The organism is Polaromonas sp. P1_H6, assembly GCF_056405195.1.
On record NZ_JBFUCN010000007.1, the window covers coordinates 39,301 to 60,796 of the forward strand.

22 protein-coding genes are annotated in these 21,496 nt (G+C 65.3%); 18 read left to right on the forward strand and 4 right to left on the reverse strand.

The genetic code is table 11. The features are described 5' to 3' along the window. Positions 1–121 precede the first annotated feature (121 nt). The gene (locus AC1D1F_RS08670; RefSeq protein ID WP_477700698.1) at positions 122–1,648 is read right to left on the reverse strand and encodes a helicase HerA-like domain-containing protein; all 1,527 of its coding nucleotides are present in this window, start codon (positions 1,646–1,648) and stop codon (positions 122–124) included. An 88-nt stretch (positions 1,649–1,736) separates the two neighbouring features. Here AC1D1F_RS08670 and AC1D1F_RS08675 point away from each other — a divergent pair, with 88 nt between their 5' ends. The 11 genes from AC1D1F_RS08675 to AC1D1F_RS08725 are packed head-to-tail and all read left to right on the forward strand — an operon-like array spanning position 1,737 to position 11,049. Next, positions 1,737–2,462, forward strand: a complete 726-nt coding sequence (locus AC1D1F_RS08675; protein ID WP_477697465.1) for a YebC/PmpR family DNA-binding transcriptional regulator — start codon at positions 1,737–1,739, stop codon at positions 2,460–2,462. Between the two features lie 17 nt (positions 2,463–2,479). Continuing rightward, positions 2,480–2,758, forward strand: coding sequence for a hypothetical protein (locus AC1D1F_RS08680; RefSeq protein ID WP_477677070.1), 279 nt, complete (start codon positions 2,480–2,482; stop codon positions 2,756–2,758). After that, positions 2,755–4,056, forward strand: coding sequence for a phosphoribosylamine--glycine ligase (gene purD, locus AC1D1F_RS08685; RefSeq protein WP_477677071.1), 1,302 nt, complete (start codon positions 2,755–2,757; stop codon positions 4,054–4,056). Before AC1D1F_RS08680 ends, purD begins: the two co-directional genes overlap by 4 nt. A 52-nt stretch (positions 4,057–4,108) precedes the next feature. Continuing rightward, positions 4,109–5,029, forward strand: coding sequence for an oxygen-dependent coproporphyrinogen oxidase (hemF, locus tag AC1D1F_RS08690; RefSeq protein WP_477677072.1), 921 nt, complete (start codon positions 4,109–4,111; stop codon positions 5,027–5,029). Further along, positions 5,026–5,658 carry a nicotinate (nicotinamide) nucleotide adenylyltransferase gene (nadD, locus tag AC1D1F_RS08695; protein WP_477677073.1) on the forward strand — a complete coding sequence of 211 codons (633 nt, stop codon included), beginning with the start codon at positions 5,026–5,028 and terminating at the stop codon, positions 5,656–5,658. Before hemF ends, nadD begins: the two co-directional genes overlap by 4 nt. Before the next feature lie 29 nt (positions 5,659–5,687). Beyond that, a complete protein-coding gene (gene rsfS, locus AC1D1F_RS08700) occupies positions 5,688–6,494 on the forward strand; it encodes a ribosome silencing factor (RefSeq protein ID WP_477677074.1) in 807 nt (268 codons plus the stop codon). After that, positions 6,491–6,958, forward strand: coding sequence for a 23S rRNA (pseudouridine(1915)-N(3))-methyltransferase RlmH (gene rlmH, locus AC1D1F_RS08705; protein ID WP_436154540.1), 468 nt, complete (start codon positions 6,491–6,493; stop codon positions 6,956–6,958). The genes rsfS and rlmH overlap by 4 nt, the downstream gene beginning before the upstream one ends. 7 nt (positions 6,959–6,965) lie before the next feature. Then, positions 6,966–7,568, forward strand: coding sequence for a Maf family protein (locus tag AC1D1F_RS08710; RefSeq protein ID WP_477677075.1), 603 nt, complete (start codon positions 6,966–6,968; stop codon positions 7,566–7,568). A 31-nt stretch (positions 7,569–7,599) separates the two neighbouring features. Further along, complete coding sequence (gene rng, locus AC1D1F_RS08715) at positions 7,600–9,102, forward strand: ribonuclease G (RefSeq protein ID WP_477651910.1); 1,503 nt, start codon at positions 7,600–7,602, stop codon at positions 9,100–9,102. Positions 9,103–9,118: 16 nt separating this feature from the next. After that, the gene (locus AC1D1F_RS08720) at positions 9,119–9,862 is read left to right on the forward strand and encodes a polysaccharide deacetylase family protein (protein WP_477697271.1); all 744 of its coding nucleotides are present in this window, start codon (positions 9,119–9,121) and stop codon (positions 9,860–9,862) included. Further along, complete coding sequence (locus AC1D1F_RS08725) at positions 9,859–11,049, forward strand: glycosyltransferase family 4 protein (protein WP_477677078.1); 1,191 nt, start codon at positions 9,859–9,861, stop codon at positions 11,047–11,049. Before AC1D1F_RS08720 ends, AC1D1F_RS08725 begins: the two co-directional genes overlap by 4 nt. A gap of 13 nt (positions 11,050–11,062) precedes the next feature. Here AC1D1F_RS08725 and AC1D1F_RS08730 read toward each other — a convergent pair whose 3' ends face one another. The 3 genes from AC1D1F_RS08730 to AC1D1F_RS08740 are packed head-to-tail and all read right to left on the reverse strand — an operon-like array spanning position 11,063 to position 14,966. Beyond that, a complete protein-coding gene (locus tag AC1D1F_RS08730; RefSeq protein ID WP_436154545.1) occupies positions 11,063–11,935 on the reverse strand; it encodes a glycosyltransferase family protein in 873 nt (290 codons plus the stop codon). Between the two features lie 14 nt (positions 11,936–11,949). Then, positions 11,950–13,689 (reverse strand): lipid A export permease/ATP-binding protein MsbA, encoded by a 1,740-nt coding sequence (msbA, locus tag AC1D1F_RS08735; RefSeq protein WP_477677079.1) that lies wholly within the window; start codon positions 13,687–13,689, stop codon positions 11,950–11,952. Positions 13,690–13,718: 29 nt separating this feature from the next. Further along, a complete protein-coding gene (locus AC1D1F_RS08740) occupies positions 13,719–14,966 on the reverse strand; it encodes an O-antigen ligase family protein (RefSeq protein WP_477697272.1) in 1,248 nt (415 codons plus the stop codon). 182 nt (positions 14,967–15,148) lie between these two features. On the opposite strand from AC1D1F_RS08740, the gene AC1D1F_RS08745 reads away from it, so the two are divergent. From AC1D1F_RS08745 to AC1D1F_RS08775, 7 genes are all read left to right on the forward strand, one after another. After that, a complete protein-coding gene (locus tag AC1D1F_RS08745; RefSeq protein WP_477678425.1) occupies positions 15,149–15,919 on the forward strand; it encodes a glycosyltransferase family 2 protein in 771 nt (256 codons plus the stop codon). Continuing rightward, the gene (locus AC1D1F_RS08750) at positions 15,916–16,788 is read left to right on the forward strand and encodes a glycosyltransferase family 2 protein (protein ID WP_477678426.1); all 873 of its coding nucleotides are present in this window, start codon (positions 15,916–15,918) and stop codon (positions 16,786–16,788) included. The genes AC1D1F_RS08745 and AC1D1F_RS08750 overlap by 4 nt, the downstream gene beginning before the upstream one ends. Then, positions 16,785–18,074 (forward strand): Tol-Pal system beta propeller repeat protein TolB, encoded by a 1,290-nt coding sequence (gene tolB / locus AC1D1F_RS08755; protein ID WP_477678427.1) that lies wholly within the window; start codon positions 16,785–16,787, stop codon positions 18,072–18,074. Before AC1D1F_RS08750 ends, tolB begins: the two co-directional genes overlap by 4 nt. A gap of 64 nt (positions 18,075–18,138) precedes the next feature. Further along, complete coding sequence (gene pal / locus AC1D1F_RS08760; RefSeq protein ID WP_477678428.1) at positions 18,139–18,672, forward strand: peptidoglycan-associated lipoprotein Pal; 534 nt, start codon at positions 18,139–18,141, stop codon at positions 18,670–18,672. A 14-nt stretch (positions 18,673–18,686) separates the two neighbouring features. Next, positions 18,687–19,448 (forward strand): tol-pal system protein YbgF, encoded by a 762-nt coding sequence (gene ybgF, locus AC1D1F_RS08765; protein WP_477678429.1) that lies wholly within the window; start codon positions 18,687–18,689, stop codon positions 19,446–19,448. A gap of 78 nt (positions 19,449–19,526) precedes the next feature. After that, positions 19,527–20,642: a YeeE/YedE family protein gene (locus AC1D1F_RS08770; protein WP_477697035.1), complete on the forward strand. Its 1,116-nt coding sequence runs from the start codon at positions 19,527–19,529 to the stop codon at positions 20,640–20,642. Positions 20,643–20,664: 22 nt separating this feature from the next. After that, positions 20,665–21,444 carry a tRNA threonylcarbamoyladenosine dehydratase gene (locus tag AC1D1F_RS08775; RefSeq protein ID WP_477677893.1) on the forward strand — a complete coding sequence of 260 codons (780 nt, stop codon included), beginning with the start codon at positions 20,665–20,667 and terminating at the stop codon, positions 21,442–21,444. Positions 21,445–21,496: the final 52 nt, after the last annotated feature.

The following is a 21,496-nucleotide window of genomic DNA, read 5'->3' on the forward strand; positions in this document are numbered from 1 at the left end:
GCTGGGATGGGGGCCTGCGGCGCTGGACGTTGCACCGCGTGTGTTCAAAGGCCGCTGGCCCTCACGTCCCCCTCTCTCCCCGGGGGAGAGGGAGAAAGAGGGGGCGGAGAGGGAATTCGCCTCAGCGTTTCTTGCCGCCGAAAATGCTGCCGAGCACGCCGCGGATGATCTCGCGGCCCACGGCCGAGCCCATGGTGCGCACGGCGGACTTGGCCATGCTTTGGGCCAGGCCGTCGTGCTTGCCGCCGCGCGGGCCTGTGGTGCCGAAGAGCACGTCGTTAAGGCCGCCCATGATGCCGCCGGAGTCGCTGGTGCCGGCCGCACCGCCCTGGGGCGCCTTTGCGGCTTCGGTCGCCGCCACTTCGGCGCGGCCCTTGATCTTTTCGTAGGCCGATTCGCGGTCCACGGTTTTTTCATAGACACCCGCGACCAGCGAACCCTGGAGCAGGGCCTGGCGCTGCGCCGGTGTGATGGGGCCGATCTGGCTGCCGGGCGGCAGCACATACACGCGTTCGGTGATGCCGGGCCGGCCCTTGGCGTCGAGCAGGCTGACCAGCGCTTCGCCGACGGCCAGTTCAGTGATGGCGGTCTCGATGTCCAGGCCGGGCTTTTGCCGCATGGTCTGCGCCGTGGCCTTGACGGCCTTCTGGTCGCGCGGCGTGAAGGCGCGCAGCGCGTGCTGCACGCGGTTGCCGAGCTGGGCCAGCACCGAATCGGGGATGTCCAGCGGGTTTTGCGTCACGAAATACACGCCGACGCCCTTGGAGCGCACCAGGCGAACCACCAGTTCGATGCGCTCGACCAGCACCTTGGGCGCTTCGTTGAAGAGCAAATGCGCCTCGTCGAAGAAGAAGACCAGCTTGGGTTTTTCAGGGTCGCCGATTTCAGGGAGCTGCTCGAACAGCTCGGAGAGCATCCACAGCAGGAAGGTGGCGTACAGGCGCGGCGAGTTCATGAGTTTGTCGGCAGCCAGGATGTTGATGACGCCCTTGCCGTCAACGGTCTGCATGAAGTCGCTGATGTTGAGCATGGGCTCGCCGAAGAACTTGTCGCCGCCCTGGCTTTCGACCTGCAGCAGGCCGCGCTGGATGGCGCCCACGCTGGCGGCGCTGACGTTGCCGTACTGGGTGGTGAACTCGCTGGCGTTGTCGCCCACGTACTGCAGCATGGCGCGCAGGTCCTTGAGGTCCAGCAGCAGCATGCCGTCGTCGTCGGCGATCTTGAACACCAGGTTGAGCACGCCGGCCTGGGTCTCGTTGAGGTTGAGCATGCGGCCCAGCAGCAGCGGCCCCATATCGGAGACGGTGGCGCGCACCGGGTGGCCCTGCTCGCCGAAGACGTCCCACAGCGTGGCCGGGCAGGCCAGCGATTCGGGGATGTCTATGCCGCGCTCCTTGAGCACGCCGGCCATCTTGGCGCCTATGGTGCCGGCCTGGCTGATGCCGGTCAGGTCGCCCTTGACGTCGGCCATGAAGACCGGGACGCCGATTTTCGAGAAGTTTTCGGCCAGAGTCTGCAGCGTGACGGTCTTGCCGGTGCCGGTGGCGCCGGTGATCAGGCCGTGGCGGTTCGCCAGGCCGGGCAGCAGTTCGCACTGGGTGTCGGCGTTGCGGGCGATGAGCAGGGGGAGGGCGGTGGTTTCGGCCATGGGGGTGTGCGGTGGGTGAAAAAGTAAAATGCGGTTTGTAGATTAAATCAATTAATCACCGAAAAGCATTGAATAAAGGGTTTCCGTCGTGGCTGGTCATAGTAAATGGGCGAATATTCAACACCGCAAGGGCCGCCAGGACGAAAAACGCCAGCGAATCTGGACGCGCGTGATGCGCGAGATCATGGTGGCGGCCCGCATGGGCGGCGGCGACCTGGGCATCAACCCGCGGCTGCGGCTGGCGGTGGACAAGGCCAAAGCGGCCAACATGCCCAATGAAAACGTCAAATACGGCATCGCCAAGGCCACCGGCAGCCTGGAAGGCGTGCAGTACGAAGAGGTGCGCTACGAGGGCTACGGCATAGGCGGCGCGGCCATCATCGTCGACTGCATGACCGACAACAAGGTGCGCACCGTGGCCGAGATCCGCCACGCCTTTTCCAAGAATGGCGGGAACATGGGCACCGAGGGCTCGGTGGCCTTCCAGTTCAAGCACTGCGGCCAGCTGATTTTTGCGCCCGGCACCAGCGAGGACAAGGTCATGGAAGTGGCGCTGGAGTCCGGCGCCGACGACGTGATCACACATGAGGACGGCGCCATCGAGGTGCTCACGCCCTACACCGGCTTCGAGGCCGTGCGCAACGCGCTGGAGGCCGCCGGCCTCAAGCCCGAGATCGCCGAAGTCACCATGCGCGCCGACAACACGATCGAGCTCGCCGGCGAGGACGCCCGCAAGATGCAAAAACTGCTGGACGTGCTGGAAGACCTGGACGACACCCAGGACGTGTTCCACAACGCGGCCCTCGAAAACTGAAGCCCAAGGGTGAGATGATGGACGATTCGGAACGGCTGGCCCGCATTGAAACCCTGCTGCAGGAGGGCAACCGCCTGCGCGGCGAGGCCATTGCGTTGCAGAAGGAATCCCTGGCCGTGCAGAAGTCGCTGGTCGACGAAACCCGGGCCAACATCATGAAGGCCGGCAAAGTCAACGACCAGGCGCTTGAGATGCAGCGCCGAGGCAAGGCGGCCGCCAAGGTCATTTTCGGCATCGTATTTATTCTTGTTGTGTACCTCAGCTATTTGCTGTTTTTTAGATTGAACCTCCCGTGAAAGTTCTTGTTATTGGTGGCGGCGGCCGTGAGCACGCGCTGGCCTGGAAACTGGCCCAGTCCCCGAAAGTCCAGGCGGTCTACGTCGCGCCCGGCAACGGCGGCACGGCGCTCGATTCGCGGCTGGAAAACATCGCCATCACCGATGTAAAGGCGCTGCGCGAATGGGCGCTGGCCGAAAAGATCGCGCTGACCGTGGTCGGCCCCGAGCAGCCGCTGGCGGCGGGCATCGTGGATGAGTTCCGCGCGCACGGCCTGCGGGTTTTCGGTCCGACCAAGGCCGCCGCGCAACTGGAAAGCTCCAAGGCCTTTTCCAAGGCCTTCATGAAGCGCCACGGCATTCCCACGGCCGAATACGAAACCTTTACCGACGCGGCCGCGGCCCACGCCTATGTGGACGAAAAAGGCGCGCCCATCGTCGTCAAGGCCGACGGCCTGGCAGCCGGCAAGGGCGTGGTGGTGGCGATGACGCTGCACGAGGCGCACGAGGCCATCGAATTCATGCTCGCGCCCAACCCGGATTTCAACCCGCTGGGCGTGACGCACAACGAGGGCGGCGCGCGCGTCGTCATCGAGGAATTCCTGCAGGGCGAGGAAGCCAGCTTCATCGTGATGTGCGACGGCAAGAACGTGGCTGCCATGGCCACCAGCCAGGACCACAAGCGCCTGCTGGACGGCGACGAAGGCCCGAACACCGGAGGCATGGGCGCGTATTCGCCGGCCCCGGTGGTCACACCCGAAGTGCACGGCCGCGCCATGCGCGAGATCATCCTGCCGACCATCAAGGGCATGGAAAAAGACGGCATCCCCTTCACCGGCTTCCTGTATGCCGGCCTGATGATCGACGCCGAAGGCAAGCCCAAGACACTCGAATTCAACTGCCGCATGGGCGACCCGGAAACCCAGCCCATCATGATGCGGCTCAAGACCGATCTCTACGACGTGATGATGGCGGCCACCTCGGGCGCGCTGGACCAGATCGAGCTCGACTGGGACCGCCGGCCGGCCCTGGGCGTGGTGATGGCCGCGCACGGCTACCCGCTGAACCCGCGCAAGGGCGACGCGATTCACGGCCTGGTCAAACCCGGCGACGCGCCCGAGGACGCCATGGTGTTCCACGCCGGCACGCGCAAGGATGGCGATGCGACACTGACCTCGGGCGGCCGCGTGCTCTGCGTGACGGCGCTCGGCAGCACGGTCAAGGCCGCGCAGCAGCGCGCCTACGAGGTCGCGCAGGGCCTGGGTTTTGACGGTGCGCAGTACCGCAAGGACATCGGCTGGCGCGCGCTCAAGCCCTGATCATCGGACGGCTGCCGCTGTGCGGCGCCTGTTCTTTGGGGTACACCTCAGTATGACTACCGATATTTCAGGCGTTCGAGACTTTTTGCTGGCGCTGCAGCAGCGCATCACCCAGGCCATCTCGGAGATCGACGGCAGCCCTTTTGTGGCCGACCGTTGGCAAAAGGAGCCCGGCGAGACGCTGCAGGGCAACGGGCTGACCATGATCCTGGAGCAGGGCGAGGTGTTCGAGCGCGCCGGCTGCGGCTTTTCGCATGTGCGCGGGCCAAAATTGCCGCCGTCGGCGACACAGCACCGGCCCGAACTGGCCGGCGCGCCGTTTGAGGCGCTGGGCGTTTCGCTGGTGTTCCACCCGCGCAATCCCTATGTGCCGACGGTGCACATGAACGTGCGCATGCTGGCCGCGGCGCCGGCCGCCAGCCCCGATGCGCCGGTCTGCTGGTTCGGCGGCGGCATGGACCTGACGCCGTACTACGGCTTCGAGGAAGACGCCGTGCACTTCCACCAGGCCTGCAAGGACGCGCTGGCGCCCTTCGGCGAGGACAAATACCCGCGCTTCAAGCAGTGGTGCGACGAATACTTCTACCTCAAGCACCGGCAGGAGCAGCGCGGCATAGGCGGCGTGTTTTTCGACGACTTCCAGGAACTGGGCCCCGAGCGCAGCTTTGCCATGATGCAGGGCGTGGCGGATTCCTTTTTGCAGGCCTACCTGCCCATCGTGGAGCGGCGCAAGGACACGCCTTATGGCGAACGGGAGCGCGAATTCCAGCTCTACCGCCGCGGCCGCTACGTGGAATTCAACCTGGTCTGGGACCGCGGCACGCATTTCGGCCTGCAGTCGGGCGGGCGCACCGAGTCCATCCTGATGTCCATGCCGCCGCTGGCGAGCTGGTCCTACCAGCGGGGCGTCGAGCCCGGCAGCCCTGAAGAGCGCCTGTACACGGCGTTTTTGCCGCGGCGGGACTGGGTTTGAACGCAAAGCCGCCTCCCGCGGGCAAACGCATAGGCGTCTTTGGCGGCGCCTTCGACCCGCCGCACAACGCCCATGTAGCCCTGGCCGGGGCGGCCGTCACGCAGTTCGGCCTGGACACGCTGTATGTGGTGCCCACGGGCCATGCCTGGCACAAGTCGCAGTCCCTGAGCGCGCCGGCCTACCGGCTGGCCATGGCCAGGCTGGCGTTCGAATCCATCCCCCATGTGCGGGTGGACGAGCGCGAGGTGCAGCGCCCCGGGCCGACCTTCACGATAGACACACTTCTGGCCCTGCAGGCCGAGAATCCGGGCGCCCATCTCTACCTGTTTATAGGCGCCGATCAGTTCGCCGCCTTCCGGCAATGGCACCGGTGGCAGGACATCCTCGACCTTGCTATAATTTGTATAGCTGGCCGCGCACAATCCATGCCGGCCGAGCCTCAATTTGAGGCCTACGAAAGCCGCAGCAGCCGTTTTACCCTGCTCGATCTCCCCCTGATGCCCGTGAGCGCCACCCAGATACGCCAGTTAACGGCCTCCGGGGCGGCCACGGCGGGGGAAATTACCCGGTTGGTTCCTGAAGCCGTTGCGCGTTATATTTCACTGCACCAGCTATACCGTTCCCATTAATTCCCTACCTTATCGAAGCACCACACTGCATGACCTCCACCACCGCCAAAACCTCCGCCGCCGCCGATAAAAAGGATGTGCAGAAATTGCAGCGCGCCATCATTGATGGCCTGGAGGACGTCAAGGCGCAGGACATCCAGGTTTTCGACACCGAACACATCACCTCGCTGTTCGAGCGCGTGATCATCGCTTCGGGCAGCTCCAACCGCCAGACCAAGGCGCTGGCCGCCAGCGTGCGCGATGCGGTGCGCGACGCCGGCTTCGCCAAGCCGCGCATCGAGGGCGAAGACAACGGGGAATGGATCATCGTCGACTGCGGCGCCGCAGTGGCGCACATCATGCAGCCGACCATCCGCCAGTACTACCACCTCGAAGAGCTCTGGGGCGACAAGCCCATCAAGCAGAAACTGGGCGCGCCCGCGCCGTTGGTGAAGGCCTCCAAACCCGTCGCCGAACCCGAAGCCAAGCCCAAGGCCAGCCGTGCCGGCGCGAAAACCGCCGCCAAACCAGGCGCAAAGACGGCGGCCAAATCGGCGGCAAAAGCACCGGGCAAAGCACCAACCAAGGCGCCCGCCAAGGCCCCTGACTCCAGCTATGTGGGCCGCGTCGGCAAGACCAACGACTGGACCGCCAAACGCAATGCGACCGCGACGGCGGCCGAGCCCGCCGCCAAGCCGGCGCGCGCCGGAGCCAAGACGGCCAAGCCCGCCGTGAAAGCGCCCATCGTCAAGGTGCCGGCACCCAAAAAGGTCGTCGCCCGGAAGACGGCCGTGGCCGCCGCCAAGACCACGGCGAAGAAACCCGCCCCCAGGAAAACCGCTTCCCGGAGCAAATGAGGCTGACGATCGTAGCCGTCGGCCAGAAGGTGCCCGACTGGGCGCAGACGGCCTACGACGACTACGCCAAACGCTTTCCGCCCGAACTCAAGGTCGAGCTCAAGGCCGTCAAGACCGAGCCGCGCGCCTCCAAGACCCTGGAAAACCTGCTGTCCGCCGAGCGCGGGCGCATAGAGGCCAGCATCGCGCGCGGCACCCGTGTCGTGGCGCTTGATGAACGCGGCACGGCCGTGACCACCGTGGCCCTGGCCGAAAGGCTTAAAGCCTGGCAGCTGTCCGGCGACGACGTCGCCATCGTGATAGGCGGGCCCGACGGGCTGGACGCCGGCTTCAAGCAGGCCGCGCACGAGCGCCTGCGCCTCTCGGACCTGACCTTGCCGCATGCCATGGTGCGTGTGCTGCTGATCGAGCAGCTCTACCGCGCGTGGAGCATCACGATTAACCATCCTTACCATCGAGAGTAGCCTGCGCATGGCTGACTTTATTTACCTGGCCTCACAAAGCCCCAGGCGGCGGCAATTGCTGGAGCAACTGGGCGTGCGACACGAACTCTTGCTCCCGGACGCCGAAGAAGATGCCGAGTCGCTGGAGGCAGCGCTTAAAAACGAAGCGCCCGCCACCTACGTGCAGCGTGTCACCGCCCTCAAGCTCGATGCGGCGGTCGCGCGCCTCAAGCGGCGCAAGCTACCGCCGGCGCCCATACTCTGCTCGGACACCACGGTGGCCATGGGCCGCGTGATTTACGGCAAGCCGGACGACGCGAAGGACGCGGCGCGCATGCTGCGCGAGTTGTCGGGCGGTACGCACCGGGTATTGACGGCCGTGGCCGTGCAGGCCGGGCGCCGCCGTTTCGCGGCCCTCAGCACTTCGCGCGTGAGTTTTGACGAACTGACGCCGGCCGAGATTCGCAGCTACGTGGCCAGTGGCGAACCCATGGGCAAGGCCGGCGCTTATGCGGTGCAGGGCAGGGTGGCCATGCACATCAGCCGGATAGACGGCAGCTACAGTGGCATCATGGGGCTCCCGCTGAGGGAAACGGCGCTTTTGCTGAAAGCCGCCGGCATTCGCCTCTAGCCTCCGAACCCCACACTTTTTCAGGACCCCCATGCAACAAGACATCCTGATCAACTGGTCGCCGCAGGAAACCCGGGTGGCGGTGGTCGAGCACGGTGCGGTGCAGGAGCTTCATGTCGAGCGCACCCTGGAACGCGGCCTGGTCGGCAATGTCTATCTGGGCAAGGTGGCCCGGGTGCTGCCCGGCATGCAGTCGGCCTTCATCGACATCGGACTGGACCGCGCGGCCTTCCTGCACGTGGCCGATTTGATGAGCAGCATCAGCAGCCGCCATGCCGACAGCGACGCCCAGGCCGCAGCCGGCGGCCTCACGGCGCCGGCCATGGCCTCGCTGCAGCCGATTGAAAAACAGCTGTTCGAAGGCCAGGCGGTGATGGTGCAGGTCCTCAAGGACCCCATAGGCACCAAGGGCGCGCGCCTGACGGCGCAGATCAGCATCGCGGGCCGCCTGCTGGTCTTCCTGCCGCAGGACAACCACATCGGCGTCTCACAAAAAATCCCGCCCCGGCAGCGCGAGGAGTTGCGCCAGCGCGTGCAGGCCCTGGCCGGCGACATGGGCGGCGGTTTCATCCTGCGCACCAACGGCGAGGACGCGACGGACGCCGAACTGGCCGAGGACATCACCTACCTGCGCAAGACCTGGGCGCGCATCAAGGACGCCTCGCTGCGCCTGCCGCCGGCGTCGGTGCTGCACCAGGACCTGAACCTGCTGCAGCGCGTGCTGCGCGACCTGGTGGTGGAGGACACGCAGACCATACGCATAGACTCGCGCGAGCAGTTCGAAAAGCTCAAGACCTTCGCCATGGAGTTCATGCCGGCCACCGTGCAGAAGCTGCAGCACTACGGCGGCGAGCGGCCCATCTTCGACCTCTTCAACATCGACGAGGAGATCGCCAAGGCCCTGGGCCGGCGCGTGGACCTGAAGTCGGGCGGCTACCTGATCATCGACCAGACCGAGGCGCTGACCACGGTGGATGTGAACACCGGTGGTTTTGTCGGCGCGCGCAATTTCGATGACACCATCTTCAAGACCAATCTGGAGGCCTCGCAGGCCATCGCGCGCCAGCTGCGCCTGCGCAACCTGGGCGGCATCGTGATCGTCGACTTCATCGACATGATCCGGGAAAACCACCGCGACGCGGTGCTGGCCGAATTCCAGAAGCAACTGGCGCGCGACCGCATCAAGACCACGGTCAACGGTTTTTCCGCGCTGGGCCTGCTGGAGATGACACGCAAACGCACGCGCGAATCGCTCGCCCACCAGCTCTGCGAACCCTGCAGTGCCTGCATGGGCAAGGGTGTCGTCAAGACCGCGCGCAGCGTGACCTACGACATCCTGCGCGAGATCCTGCGCGAGGCGCGCCAGTTCAACCCGCGCGAATTCCGCGTGGTGGCCTCGCCCAAGGTGATAGAACTCTTTCTCGACGAGGAAAGCCAGCACCTTGCCAGCCTCAGCGACTTCATCCGCAAGCCGATTTCCCTGCAGGCGGAAGCCGCGATGGCGCAGGAGCAATACGACATCGTGCTGCTGTGAACCTTTCTTCCTGTCCATGCCGACCCTGAACCGCCAACCCATCCCCATCCTGGTCTACCACCAGATCGCCGAGGCTCCGCCCAAAGGCAGCAGCCCGTTCCGCGGGCTCTACGTGTCGCCCGCGGCTTTCGCGCGGCAAATGGCCTGGCTCAAGCGCCTGGGCTACACCGGCCTCTCGATGAGCGGCCTGATGCCCTACCTGCGCGGCGAGCGCGGCGGCAAGGTGGTTGGCATCACCTTTGATGACGGCTACCGCAACAACCTGAGCCATGCCTTGCCGGTGCTGGTGAAACAGGGCTTTTCGTCGACCTGCTATGCGGTCAGCGGCTTGCTCGGGAAAACCAACATCTGGGACCAGGGCATCGGCATCCCGCAGACGCCGCTGATGGATGAGGGCGAGATCCGACAATGGGTGGCGGGTGGGCAGGAGATAGGCTCGCACACCTACAGCCACGCCAACCTGATGGAAACCGACGAGGCGGGCTGCGTCGAGGAAATGGTGCGGGGCAAAACCGGGCTGGAATCCGTCACGGGCGGGCCGGTGGCGCATTTCTGCTATCCCTACGGCCATTTCGAGGCCAGGCATGTGGAGATGGCGCGGACGCTGGGCTTTGCCACCGCCACCACCACCCAGCGCAGCCGCTGCCACGAAGGCATGGACCTGCTGCGGCTGCCGCGAGTGCCAGTGCTGCGCTCGACCACCTTGCCGGTGTTCTGGCTCAAGGTTGCCACCGCTTACGAAGACCGCCGGAAAAAATGAGCCCGCCCACGCCTTTGGCGGCTGCGCCCCGGAAACTCCGCATCGCCGTTTTCAACCGGACTTTCTCCCCGACCGGCGGCGGTGCGGAACGTTACTCCATCGCCCTGGTCGAGCAGCTCGCGGCCCGGCACGAGGTGCATGTGTTCGCGCAGCAAATCGATCACCAGTGGCCGGGCGTGATTTACCACAAGGTTTCGGCCCCGCTGCGCAAGCCGCGCTGGATCAACCAGCTGTGGTTCGCCACGGCCACCTGGTGGGCGACACGCCGTGGCTTTGACGTGGTGCATTCGCATGAGAACACCTGGCACGGCGAGGTGCAGACGGTGCACGTGCTGCCGGTCAAATACAGCCTGTTCCAGGGACGCCAAGGCTTGCGCCGTGTCCTGCGCTGGGTCAAGGTCGTGACCAGCCCGCGCCTGCTGGCTTACCTGGGCCTGGAGCGCGCACGTTATGCAGCCCGCCCAGGCAGGCAGGTGGTGGTGACCTCCGAAAGCCTGCGGCCCATCATGGAGGCTGCCTACCCGGGCTGCCGCGACGCGCTTTCCGTCATCACGCCGGGCATCAATATGCCCAGCTTGCCGGTGACCATGGATCGCAAGCGCGAGGCAAGGGCAGGGCTGGGTTTGCCGGCGCAAGGCACTTGTTTGTTATTTGTCGGCAATGATTACCGCAAGAAGGGCCTGCAGGCCTTGCTGCAGGCCATGACCCAGTTGCCGGACGACGTGGTGCTGGCCGTGGTGGGCAACCCAGCCCACATTGCCGAGTTCCGCGCGCTGGCCGAGGCGCTCAAGCTGGGTTCGCGGGTTTTCTTTCTGGGGGCCCTCAAGGACGTGAGCCCGGCCTATGAAGCCGCCGACATCCTGGTGCATCCCACCTTCGAGGACACCTTTGCGATGGTGGTGCTGGAGGCCATGGCCCACGGCCTGCCGGTGGTGGTCAGCGGGCCGAAGTACTGCGGCATTGCCGGGCTGCTGGCGCAGCGCGCCAATGCGCTGCTGCTGGATGATCCCCGGGATGCGGGCGAGCTGGCGCGAGTCTTGGGGGATTTGCTGGGCCAACCAGCGCTGCGGGAAACGCTGTCACGGGGCGCAGCGGCCTTTGCAGCGAACTACCAGTGGCGCGAAATCGCGCTGCAGCAGGAAGCGCTGTACTTTTCCGCCGTCGCGGCGAAGGACGCACCGCTCTGAGCCGTGCCCGGCTTCAGGCCACCAGCTTGAAGTGCTTGCGGCTGAAGTCCAGCCCGGTCAAGGTCTCCACCTGCCGCATGAAGTGGTATTTGTTTTCCTTGGGCGTGGGCTTGTAGGCCGGGTCTATGTTCAGGACCGGTTCGGCCTCGGTGGCCAGCCATTGCCGCACCGCCTCGGGGTGCGTGCCGGTGAAGGGGGCGAGAGCGCGGCGGTCGAACTGGCTGTAGGTGATCTGCGCGGCCCGGGCTTCGCCCCAGTACTTGCTGACCTGGTCCAGCTTCTTCTGCATTTCCTCGTTACGGCGTATCCAGCCGTAGTGGTAGATGTGCGCGTTGGCCAGCGCGGCCTGCGGGTTGCGGCCGCGCTTGTGCTGGGTGGTGACCAGCCAGTACTGGCCGTCGGGCGCATAGCTGCGTATGGTGTTGCGGATCAGCCGGCATTCGCGGCGGTACCAGCCGGGGCTGATGGAGATCCAGTCGGGCGAGCCGTAAAAATGCAGGTAGTCAAAGACCAGCGCCTCGACGGCCGGGTTGTTGTGGTGGCGCTCGACGCTGGCGCGTATGGCGGCGAGTTCGCCTTCATGCACCACTTCATCGCCTTCGAGGTAGAAGGCCCAGTCGCCGGTGCACGAATACTGCGCGATCATTTTTTGCTGGGCATAGACAAAGCCGCGGTCGGCCATGCGCTCGTTCCACAGGGTTTCAATGATGCGGATTTTCGGGTCGTTGATGGCTTTGACGCGTTCCAGCGTGTCGTCCTCGCCCTTGCCCACGGCCACGACGAATTCATCGACCAGGGGCAGCAGGGAGCGGATGGAGGCCTCAAACGGAAAGCCCAGGCCCACGCCGTTGCGAATAAAGGTAAAGCCGCTGATGGAGACTGGCATCGGGAAAAGACTTTCTAGGCTGCGCCCTGGAAGCCCAGGCGGTAAAGGTGGGCGTAAGCGCCGTTGTTCTGGAGCAGCGCCGCATGGCTTCCCTGCTCGACGATGCGGCCGGCGTTCATCATGATGATGCGGTCGGCGTGCTGGATGGTGGACAGCCGGTGGGCGATGATCAGCGAGGTGCGGCCCGCGGCCAGCCTCTGTATGGCTTCCTGGACGGCTTTTTCCGATTCCGTGTCCAGGGCCGAGGTGGCTTCGTCGAGGATGAGCACGGGTGCATCCTTGTACAGCGCCCGGGCAATCGCCAGCCGCTGGCGCTGGCCACCGGACAGCTGCATGGCGTTGTGGCCGAGCACGGTGTCTATGCCTTGCGGCAGTTCCTCGAGCAGCTGGCCGAGGTTGGCGGCGGCCAGGCAGCGCACGACCTTGTCTCTGTCGAAGGACTGGCCCAGCGCGACGTTGAAGGCCATGCTGTTGTTGAACATCACGACGTGCTGGCTCACGAAGGCGAACTGCGAGCGCAGCGAAGCCAGGTCCCAGTCCCGCAGCTCGGTGCCGTCCAGCCGTATGCTGCCGGCGCTGTAATCGACAAAGCGCGGCAGCAGGCTGGCCAGCGTGGTCTTGCCGGAGCCGGAAGAGCCGACCAGGGCCACGGTTTCACCGGCGCGTATCGACAGGCTGATGCCGTCCAGCGCAGGCGGCGCATCCGGCTTGTAGACGACGCTGACGCTTGAAAACTCAATGTCGCCGGTGACCCTCGCCTTGTTGAAGCTGCCGCTGCTTTCGTCCTCGATGAGGTCGACCAGGTCCAGACCGCGCTCGAGCGCCGCCAGCCCGCGCGTGATCGGCGTGGCGCCGTCGGAGAGGCTTTTGATGGGCGCGATCAGCAGCAGCATGGCCGTCACGAAGGCCACGAAGCCGCCCACCGTGGTGGTGTTTTCCGAGCCCTGGAGCAGGGCGATGGAGATGACGGCCGACAAGGCCATGGCGGCCAGCACCTGGGTGATGGCGCTCATGCCGGCGTAGGCGACGGTGGATTTGATGGACAGCCGGCGCAGCGTGTTGCTCAGCGCCTCGAAGCGCGAAGCCTGGCCGGCCTGCGCGCCGTGCAGGCGCACGTCGCGGTGGGCCAGCACGTTTTCTTCGACGACGTAGGCCAGGTTGTCGGTAGCGACCTGGCTTTCGCGGGTCAGGCGGTACAGCCGCCGCGTCAGCAGCTGGATCACCAGCGCCACCGCCGGGAACAGCAGCGAGACGATCAGCATCAGCTTCCAGTTGAGGAACAGCAGGTAGGCCACCAGGGCCGCCAGCGTGAGGACGTCGCGCGCCAGCTTCATGACGGCGTTGATCATCATCGAGGAGCCGTTGAACACCTCGTAGACCACGGTGTTGGCGATGGCGCTGGAGGACTGGTCCGCGAACAGCGACAGGCGCGAACTCAGCAGCTTGCCGAACATCGCCCGGCGCAGCGACTGCAGGCCCTCGTTGGTGACCTTGGCCAGGGCGTACTGCGCCACGAAGCCGGAGATGCCGCGCACGGCGAACAGCAGGATCAGCGTGACCGGCACCAGCCACAGGTCCAGCGCGCCTTTCTGGAAGCCCCGGTCCAGCAGGGGCTTGAGCAGGGCCGGCACAAAGGGCTCGGTGGCCGACGCGACGATGGTTGCACCCACGGCCAGCGCCCAGCCGGTGCGCGAGCCGCTGAAGTAGGGCCAGACGCGCGCCAGGCGGCGCCACAGGCTCTGCCTCGGGGCCATGGCGGCGGTAGCGGTGTCGGGGGAGACGCTCACGTCGCGCGTTCGGGTGAGAGCGGGCCGGCGGGTTTGCTCAAGCCCAATGCCAGCAGCAGGCCGATCAGGACGCAGAAGAAATCCCCGATCAGCCCGTCATAAAGGCTGGAATTGAACAGGCAGGCGACAGCCAGCGCCAGCAAGGCGGACTGCGCGGCCCGGGCGTAGGGCGTTTCCATTTTCAGCGTGTCGCGCAGCACGGAGAGCATGAAGGCGGCGATCAGCAGCAGGCCGGGAATGCCGAGCTGCACGCCCCACAGCAGGTATTCCTGGTGCGGGTTGCCGTTGGGCTCTATGTCTTTATGCCCCGGGTTTTTCTGGTGTTCGATCCGGTTGTATTCCGTGCTCCAGCTGCCGATGCCCGCGCCGGCAAGCGGCTTCTGGGCGGTGAGCTGGGCGGCCGTTCGCCAGAAAGTCAGCCGGATACCCGATGAGGTGTTGGTGTCCCGCTGCGGCGAATAGGCTTGCACTTCGGTTTTGAGCAAGGTCAGCCTTTCCCGCATCGTCGGTGAACTCACAAACAGCGCCAGCACCAGCAGGAAGGGCAACGCGACCGCGGCGATGCGGTACCTTTTGGGAAGCTGCCACATGATGGCCAGCGACAACAGGGCGACGCCGACCACCTGGCCGCTGCGGCCTGCCAGCACGAAGAACACGTTGGCCAGGGCGGCCACAGCCACCACGGCGGCCGCTTGCGGGCCGTAGCGGCCGGGCACCAGGCTCCGCAAATGCCAGCATACCGCGGCGAAGACGGCGCTCATGATGCCCTGGTCGAGATAGCCGGAAAAGACCGTGTAGTGGCTCAGTGTCGTGCGGGAGCTTGCCCAGGCGACAGGCAGGTGGGCAAAAAGCAGCCATGAACTGGCGACCACCAGCACTTGCGAAAACGCAAACGCGCCCAGGGCATACATTGCCTCGCGGCGCTCCCGGATCAGGCCCATCATCGCAATGATGATGAGGAGCTTGCCGTATTTGGCGAGTGAGCCCAATGCCTCTCCTTGCGGCGCGGCGGTCCAGGCCAGGCTCAGCACAAATGCCAGCAGCGCCGCGAGCACAGCCCACGGCGTCCAGGTTTTTGTCAGGGAGGCGCCGTTTTTGGGCAGGTTCCTGGCGAGCAAGGGGACAGCCAGGACGCAACCGAGCAGAAACAGCTTGGCGATGCTGATGATGGCGATTGACAACCCCACGGAGGCCGCCGCCAGGCAGATGACGGCAAGCCGGAAATTGATTGTCTTGATTCGCAAAATGGTCGTGGGGGTTGCCTGATGGATGCCGCATTATCGGCGATTCCACTTGCCGTCCGGAGGCCGGGCGGCGGGGAGGGCTCTGCTATGCTGTCGGCGCATGGAGAGGGCCTGTTTCACTGGCAAAATCCTGTGCCGGCGTCCTGCGCCGGCGCTTCTCCCACCTCATCGAAAAGGCACCGTTGGCAAGCTTGTCCGTCACCGTCATCACCCACAACGAGGCCCACAACATCGCGGCCTGCCTTCGTTCCGTGAGCTTCGCGGACCAGGTGGTGGTGCTTGATTCCGGCAGCACCGACGACACCGTGGAGATCGCCCGTTCCCTGGGCGCCGAGGTCAGCACCAGCCCCGACTGGCAGGGCTTCGGCATCCAGAAGAACCGCGCCCTGGCGCTGGCCACTTCGGACTGGGTGCTCTCGCTCGATGCCGACGAGCGGGTGACGCCCGAGTTGCAGGTGGAAATCCTGGCTTGCCTCAAGGCGCCGGCCTTCGACGTGTATTGCTTTCCCCGGCTCTCGAGCTATTGCGGGCAGTACATGCGCCATTCGGGCTGGTACCCCGACCGGGTCACCCGTTTGTTCCGTCGCGCCTCGGCCCGCTTCAGCGAGGACCTGGTGCACGAAAAAATCCTGGCCCAGGGGCCGATAGGCCAGTTGCGCTCGCAGCTGCTGCATGAGAGTTTCCGCAACTTCGAGGCGGTGCTGGACAAGGCTAACCGCTATTCCACCGCCGGTGCGCAAAGCCTGTTGGGCAAAGGCCGGTCGGCCTCGGTCGGCAAGGCGATAGGGCACGGCCTGTGGGCCTTCATACGCACCTATGTCCTGCGCCTGGGTTTCCTCGACGGCAGGATGGGCCTGGTGCTGGCCATCTCGAACGCCGAAGGCACCTATTACCGCTACCTCAAGCTTTGGCTGCTGCGGCGCGCTGCCAAGGGCGCGCCGGACGCTCCATGAAGATCAGCTTCATCGTCCTGACCTACAACCGCAGCGACGCCTTGCTGGCCGTGCTGCGTTCGCTGGCCGCGCAGTGCGATGAAGGCCATGAGGTGCTGGTGGCCGACGACGGCTCGCGGCCCGAGCAGGTGCGGATGCTGTTCGACCAATGCCCCGCCTTCAGGTGCCCGGCGCGCCACATCTGGCATCCCGATGTGGGCTTTACGGCGGCGCGGGCTCGCAACCTGGGTGCCAGCCAGGCGACGGGCGACTACCTGGTGTTCCTCGACGGGGACTGCGTGCCCAACAAGGCTTTTGTGGGGCAGCACACGCGGCTGGCCGAAAAAGGCTGTTTCCTGAACGGGAGCCGGGTGCTTATCAGCGAACGTCTGACAGAACGTGTAGTCAATGGCGCTATCGACCTGCCCAGCCGTCCTGTATGGTTCTGGCTGGGTGCGCGCCTCAGGGGGGACAGCAACAAATTATTGCACCTGCTCTCCTGGCCGCGGCGTTTATTCAGGGTAAAACAAGGCTTTCACTGGCATGGCATACGCAGCTGCAACTTTGGCGTCTGGCGCTCGGACTTTGCCGATGTCAATGGATTCGACGAAACCTTCCAGGGATGGGGGCATGAAGATGCCGACCTCGTGCTCAGGCTGCACAACCTGGGCGTCCACCGGAAAAACGGTTTCATGGGCACCGAAGTCTTCCACCTCTGGCACCGCGAGAACCCGCGCGACCAGGAGTCCATCAACAAAAAAAGGGTGCTTGAACGCATGAAAACCGATGTGGTCCTGGCCGAAAAAGGGCTTCGTGAACTCGATCCTTCCTCTGCCCTTGCTTCCACCGTCAAAATAACCTCCCTGCACGGATCCCAATCTCCCCTATGAGCATTGCACCTTTTCTACGCCGCCGTACCCTCGTCAGCCTGCTGGCGGCCAGCGCTTTCCCTGTCTTGCCGGCTTTCGCGCAGTTTCGCGTCGAGGTGTCCGGCGTCGGCCTGACCCAGCTGCCCATCGCCATTGCCGCGTTTCGCGGCGATGCGCAGGCGCCGCAGAAAATCGGCGCCATCGTGCGGGCCGACCTCGAACGCAGCGGCATGTTCCGCCCGGTCGACACCACCGGCGTCACCGCCGATGAAAACACCCGTCCTGACCTGGGCGCCTGGCGCCAAAAGGGCGCGGATTCCATGGTCACGGGCAGCGTGACGCTGCTGGCCGACGGCCGCTACGACGTCCGCCTTCGCCTCTGGGACATCGTGCGCGGGCAAGACCTGGGCGGGCAGAGCTACACCGTGGGCCCGGCCGACCTGCGGCTGTCGGCGCACCGCATTTCCGATTTTGTCTATGAAAAGCTGACCGGCGAGAAGGGCATCTTCTCGACGCGCATCGCTTATGTGACCAAGGCAGCCCAGAAGTACAACCTCTGGGTGGCCGACTCCGACGGCGAGGGCGCGCAGTCGGCCCTGACCAGCCCGGAGCCCATCATTTCACCGGCCTGGTCGCCCAACGGCTCGCAACTGGCCTATGTGTCCTTTGAATCGCGCAAGCCGGTGATCTACGCGCACGACGTGGCCAGCGGCAAGCGGCGCCTGCTGGCGAACTTCCGCGGCTCCAACAGCGCGCCGGCCTGGTCGCCGGACGGCAAGCAGCTCGTCGCGACGCTGAGCCGCGACGGCGGCTCCCAGCTTTATGCGATCGGCCTCAACGGCGGCGAGCCGAAACGGCTGACCCAGTCTTCCAGCATCGACACCGAACCGGCGTTCTCGCCCGACGGGCGCTACATCTACTTTGTGAGCGACCGCGGCGGCGCGCCGCAGATCTACCGCATGAGCCCGGGCGGCGGCAATGCCGAGCGCGTCACCTTTACCGGGGGCTACAACATTTCCCCCGCGGTCAGTCCCGACGGGCGCTGGCTGGCCTATGTCTCCCGGGTGGGCGGCGCCTTCAAGCTGCACGTCATGGAACTTGCCACCGGGACGGTCACTCCAATCACCGAAACCACGGCCGACGAGAGCCCGAGCTTCGCGCCCAACAGCCGCTTGATCGTCTACGCCACCCAGCAGCAGGGCAGGGAAGCACTGATGACCACCACGCTGGACGGCAAGATCAAGGCGAAGCTGTCCGGCGCCAGCGGCGATATTCGCGAGCCCGACTGGGGCCCTTTCCAGCGCTGATCGGCAGCGGTCATTTTTTCAATCGTCAACCCGGCCCATTTTTTATTTTTTGCAGAGGTACTCCATGAAACGCACCGTTTTTTCCATCATCTCCTCTCTGATCCTGGCGGCCACGCTGACCGCCTGCGGCTCCAACGTCAAGCTCAATGACGTTCCCGTCGAAGACCGCACGGGCCAGACCACGCAGGGCGATCCTTCGGGCGCCACCGGCCGGGGCGTCGCGCCCGTGGAGATCCAGGGAGCCGATGCGTCGCTCCAGGGCCCGGCCAATGTGGCCAAAATCATCTACTTTGATTTCGACAGCTATGTGGTCAAGCCCGAGTTCCAGGGCGCGATCGAAGCCCATGCCAAGTTCCTGACCGCCAACAAGAACCGCAAGATGAACATCGAAGGCCATACCGACGAGCGCGGCGGCCGCGAGTACAACCTGGCCCTGGGCCAGCGCCGCGCCGAAGCCGTTCGCCGCGCGCTGGGCCTGCTGGGTGTGTCGGATGCGCAGGTCGAGGCCGTGAGCTTCGGCAAGGAAAAACCCGCGGTTCCCGGCTCCGACGAGGAAGCCATGGCGAAGAACCGCCGCGCTGAACTGAACTACCGTTAAGCCGGATACCGACCGTGAAGACCTTCCGGATCGCCGCGGCCCTCGCGGCCGGCCTGTTCGCGTTCAATGCGCACGCGGGCCTGTTTGAAGACGACGAGGCTCGCCGGGCGATCCTCGATTTGCGCCAGAAAGTCGACGCGGCGCAAACCCGCACGGCCGAGGAGCTGCGCAGGACCACCGAAGACAATGCCCAGCTGCGCCGCAGCCTGCTGGACCTGTCCAACCAGATCGAGGCCTTGCGCAACGAGCTGGCCACCATGCGCGGGCAGAACGAAAATCTCACGCGTAATGTGGCCGAGATGCAGCGCACCCAGAAGGACCTGACCACGGGCGTCGACGAGCGTCTGCGCAAGTTCGAGCCCGGCAAGGTCAACGTGGACGGCAAGGAGTTTGTCGCCGAGCCCGCCGAAAGGCAGGAGTTCGAAACCGCGCTGGCCACGCTTCGCAAGGGCGACTTCGCGGGCGCGCAGACCGGCTTCCTGACTTTCCTGAAGCGCTATCCGCAAACCGGTTACCGGGCTTCGTCCCTGTTCTGGCTGGGCAATGCGCAGTATGCCTTGCGCAATTACCGTGATGCGGTGACCAATTTCCGCTCGCTGGTGACGGCCGAGCCCGATCACATGCGTGCGCCGGAAGCGATGCTCTCGATGGCCAACTGCCAGGTGGAACTCAAGGACGCCAAGTCGGCCCGCAAGACGCTGGAAGACCTGGTCAAGGCCTATCCCCAGGCCGAGGCGGCTTCGGTCGCCAAGGAACGGCTGGCCAAGCTGAAGTAGGCCGCGCCCCGGGCAGGCTATCCGGCCTGCCTGGGTGTCGGACCATTCTCCCGGAGCATTCGCCCCTAAAATCGGGCGATGGACATCTCCGCACTCAACAGTCTCACGGCCCAGGTTCTCTGGGCCGGTTTTATTCTGGCCATGGTTTTTGGCGCGATTGCCCAGCGCACGCACTTTTGCACCATGGGCGCCGTCAGCGACATCGTGAACATGGGCGACTGGACCCGCATGCGCATGTGGGGCATGGCCATAGGCGTGGCCATGCTGGGTTTCTTCACCATGGCCGCGGCCGGCGTGATCGATCCCGCCAAAACGCTGTATGCCTCCAACCGTTTTATCTGGCTCTCGGCCCTGGTGGGCGGCGCGCTGTTCGGCTTCGGCATGGTGCTGGCCTCGGGCTGCGGCAGCAAGACACTGGTTCGCATAGGCGGCGGCAGTCTCAAGTCGGTCGTGGTGTTTGCCGTGATGGGCATCGCCGCCTTCGCCACGCTCAAGGGCATCACCGCCGTGGTCCGCGTGGCCACCGTCGACAAGGTGGCCCTTGATTTCACGGCCAACGCGAGCTTGCCGAACTGGGTGGCCGGCGCCATCGGCATCACGCCGGCCGCCGCCGGCATAGGCCTGGCCATCCTCATCGGCCTGGGCCTGATCGTCTGGGCGCTGTTCGGCGAGGAGTTCCGCCGCTTCGACAATCTGCTGGCCGGCCTGGGCATAGGCGGCGTCATCGTGGCCATGTGGTGGGTCAGCGGGCATCTCGGTCATGTGGCCGAACATCCGGAGACCTTGCAGGAAGCCTTCCTCGCCACCAACTCTGGCCGGGCAGAGGCGCTGAGTTTTGTCTCGCCCGTGGCTTACACCGTGGACTGGCTGATGTTCTTCAGCGACAAAAGCAAGGTGCTCACGCTGGGCATCGTGTCGGTGTTCGGCGTGGTGGTTGGTTCGGCCGTCTACGCCTTGCTGTCGCGCAATTTCCGCTGGGAAGGTTTTCGCGACGCGGAAGACACCGCCAACCACCTGGTGGGTGCCACGCTGATGGGCGTGGGCGGCGTCTGCGCCATGGGCTGCACCGTGGGGCAGGGCCTGTCCGGCATCTCGACCCTGAGCCTCACGAGCTTTGTGGCGCTCGCCGCCATCCTCGCGGGCTGCGTGGCGGGATTGAAGTATCAAATCTGGCGGCTTGAACGTTCGGCCTGAAGCGCGTATTCATTCACAGTCCATGACCTCCATCCTTGAAGAACTCCCCGCCGATCTGGAGCGCCGCTTCGGCGGCCTGGCGCGCCTCTACGGCGCGGCGGGCGCCCAGCGCATACGCGAAGCACATATCGTGGTGGTTGGCCTGGGCGGCGTGGGCTCCTGGGCTGCCGAAGCCGCGGCGCGTAGCGGCGTGGCCCGGCTGACCTTGATAGACCTCGACCACATCGCCGAATCCAACATCAACCGCCAGGTCCATGCGCTGGACAGCACCCTGGGGCAGGCCAAGGTGCAGGCCATGCGTGAGCGCATCGCGCAAATCCATCCGGGCTGCCGTGTGGACGGCATTGAAGAGTTTGTCGATGCCGCCAACTGGCCGGGCATCCTGGGCCTGGAGGGCGGCTTTGACCGCAAGCAGCTGGCCGTGATCGATGCCTGTGACCAGGTCAAAGCCAAGACCGCCATGGCCGCCTGGGCGATTGCCAACAAGGTGTACCTGGTCAGCGTGGGCGCCGCGGGCGGCAAGCGGCTGGCGCACCGCGTGGACATCGACGACCTGTCCCTGGTCACGCACGACCCCTTGCTGGCGCAATTGCGCTACCGGCTGCGAAAGGAGCATGGCGCCGCACGCAAGGGCAAGATCGGCGTGGCCTGCGTGTTCAGCCGCGAGGCCGTATTGCAGCCCGCCGCCGCGGCCCAAAGCGACGGCAGCCTGAACTGCCACGGCTATGGGTCGGTCGTGAGCGTGACCTCCACCTTCGGCCTGTGCGCGGCAGGCTGGGCACTCGACAAAATTGCCGCCTGAGTTTTTGCGGAGCGCTGAAAAACCACGCTATAATTCAAGGCTTTGCTGCCCT

What these genes read in the sequence shown, in the direction of transcription:
- pal (WP_477678428.1), top strand. Translation starts at nt 18,139, where the DNA reads ATGAAACGCACCGTTTTTTCCATCATCTCCTCTCTGATCCTGGCGGCC.
- rsfS (WP_477677074.1), top strand. Translation starts at nt 5,688, where the DNA reads ATGACCTCCACCACCGCCAAAACCTCCGCCGCCGCCGATAAAAAGGAT.
- AC1D1F_RS08770 (WP_477697035.1), top strand. Translation starts at nt 19,527, where the DNA reads ATGGACATCTCCGCACTCAACAGTCTCACGGCCCAGGTTCTCTGGGCC.
- AC1D1F_RS08680 (WP_477677070.1), top strand. Translation starts at nt 2,480, where the DNA reads ATGGACGATTCGGAACGGCTGGCCCGCATTGAAACCCTGCTGCAGGAG.
- rlmH (WP_436154540.1), top strand. Translation starts at nt 6,491, where the DNA reads ATGAGGCTGACGATCGTAGCCGTCGGCCAGAAGGTGCCCGACTGGGCG.
- AC1D1F_RS08720 (WP_477697271.1), top strand. Translation starts at nt 9,119, where the DNA reads ATGCCGACCCTGAACCGCCAACCCATCCCCATCCTGGTCTACCACCAG.
- tolB (WP_477678427.1), top strand. Translation starts at nt 16,785, where the DNA reads ATGAGCATTGCACCTTTTCTACGCCGCCGTACCCTCGTCAGCCTGCTG.
- AC1D1F_RS08730 (WP_436154545.1), bottom strand. Translation starts at nt 11,935, where the DNA reads ATGCCAGTCTCCATCAGCGGCTTTACCTTTATTCGCAACGGCGTGGGC.
- AC1D1F_RS08775 (WP_477677893.1), top strand. Translation starts at nt 20,665, where the DNA reads ATGACCTCCATCCTTGAAGAACTCCCCGCCGATCTGGAGCGCCGCTTC.
- AC1D1F_RS08725 (WP_477677078.1), top strand. Translation starts at nt 9,859, where the DNA reads ATGAGCCCGCCCACGCCTTTGGCGGCTGCGCCCCGGAAACTCCGCATC.
- rng (WP_477651910.1), top strand. Translation starts at nt 7,600, where the DNA reads ATGCAACAAGACATCCTGATCAACTGGTCGCCGCAGGAAACCCGGGTG.
- AC1D1F_RS08750 (WP_477678426.1), top strand. Translation starts at nt 15,916, where the DNA reads ATGAAGATCAGCTTCATCGTCCTGACCTACAACCGCAGCGACGCCTTG.
- msbA (WP_477677079.1), bottom strand. Translation starts at nt 13,689, where the DNA reads ATGGCCCCGAGGCAGAGCCTGTGGCGCCGCCTGGCGCGCGTCTGGCCC.
- AC1D1F_RS08710 (WP_477677075.1), top strand. Translation starts at nt 6,966, where the DNA reads ATGGCTGACTTTATTTACCTGGCCTCACAAAGCCCCAGGCGGCGGCAA.
- hemF (WP_477677072.1), top strand. Translation starts at nt 4,109, where the DNA reads ATGACTACCGATATTTCAGGCGTTCGAGACTTTTTGCTGGCGCTGCAG.
- AC1D1F_RS08670 (WP_477700698.1), bottom strand. Translation starts at nt 1,648, where the DNA reads ATGGCCGAAACCACCGCCCTCCCCCTGCTCATCGCCCGCAACGCCGAC.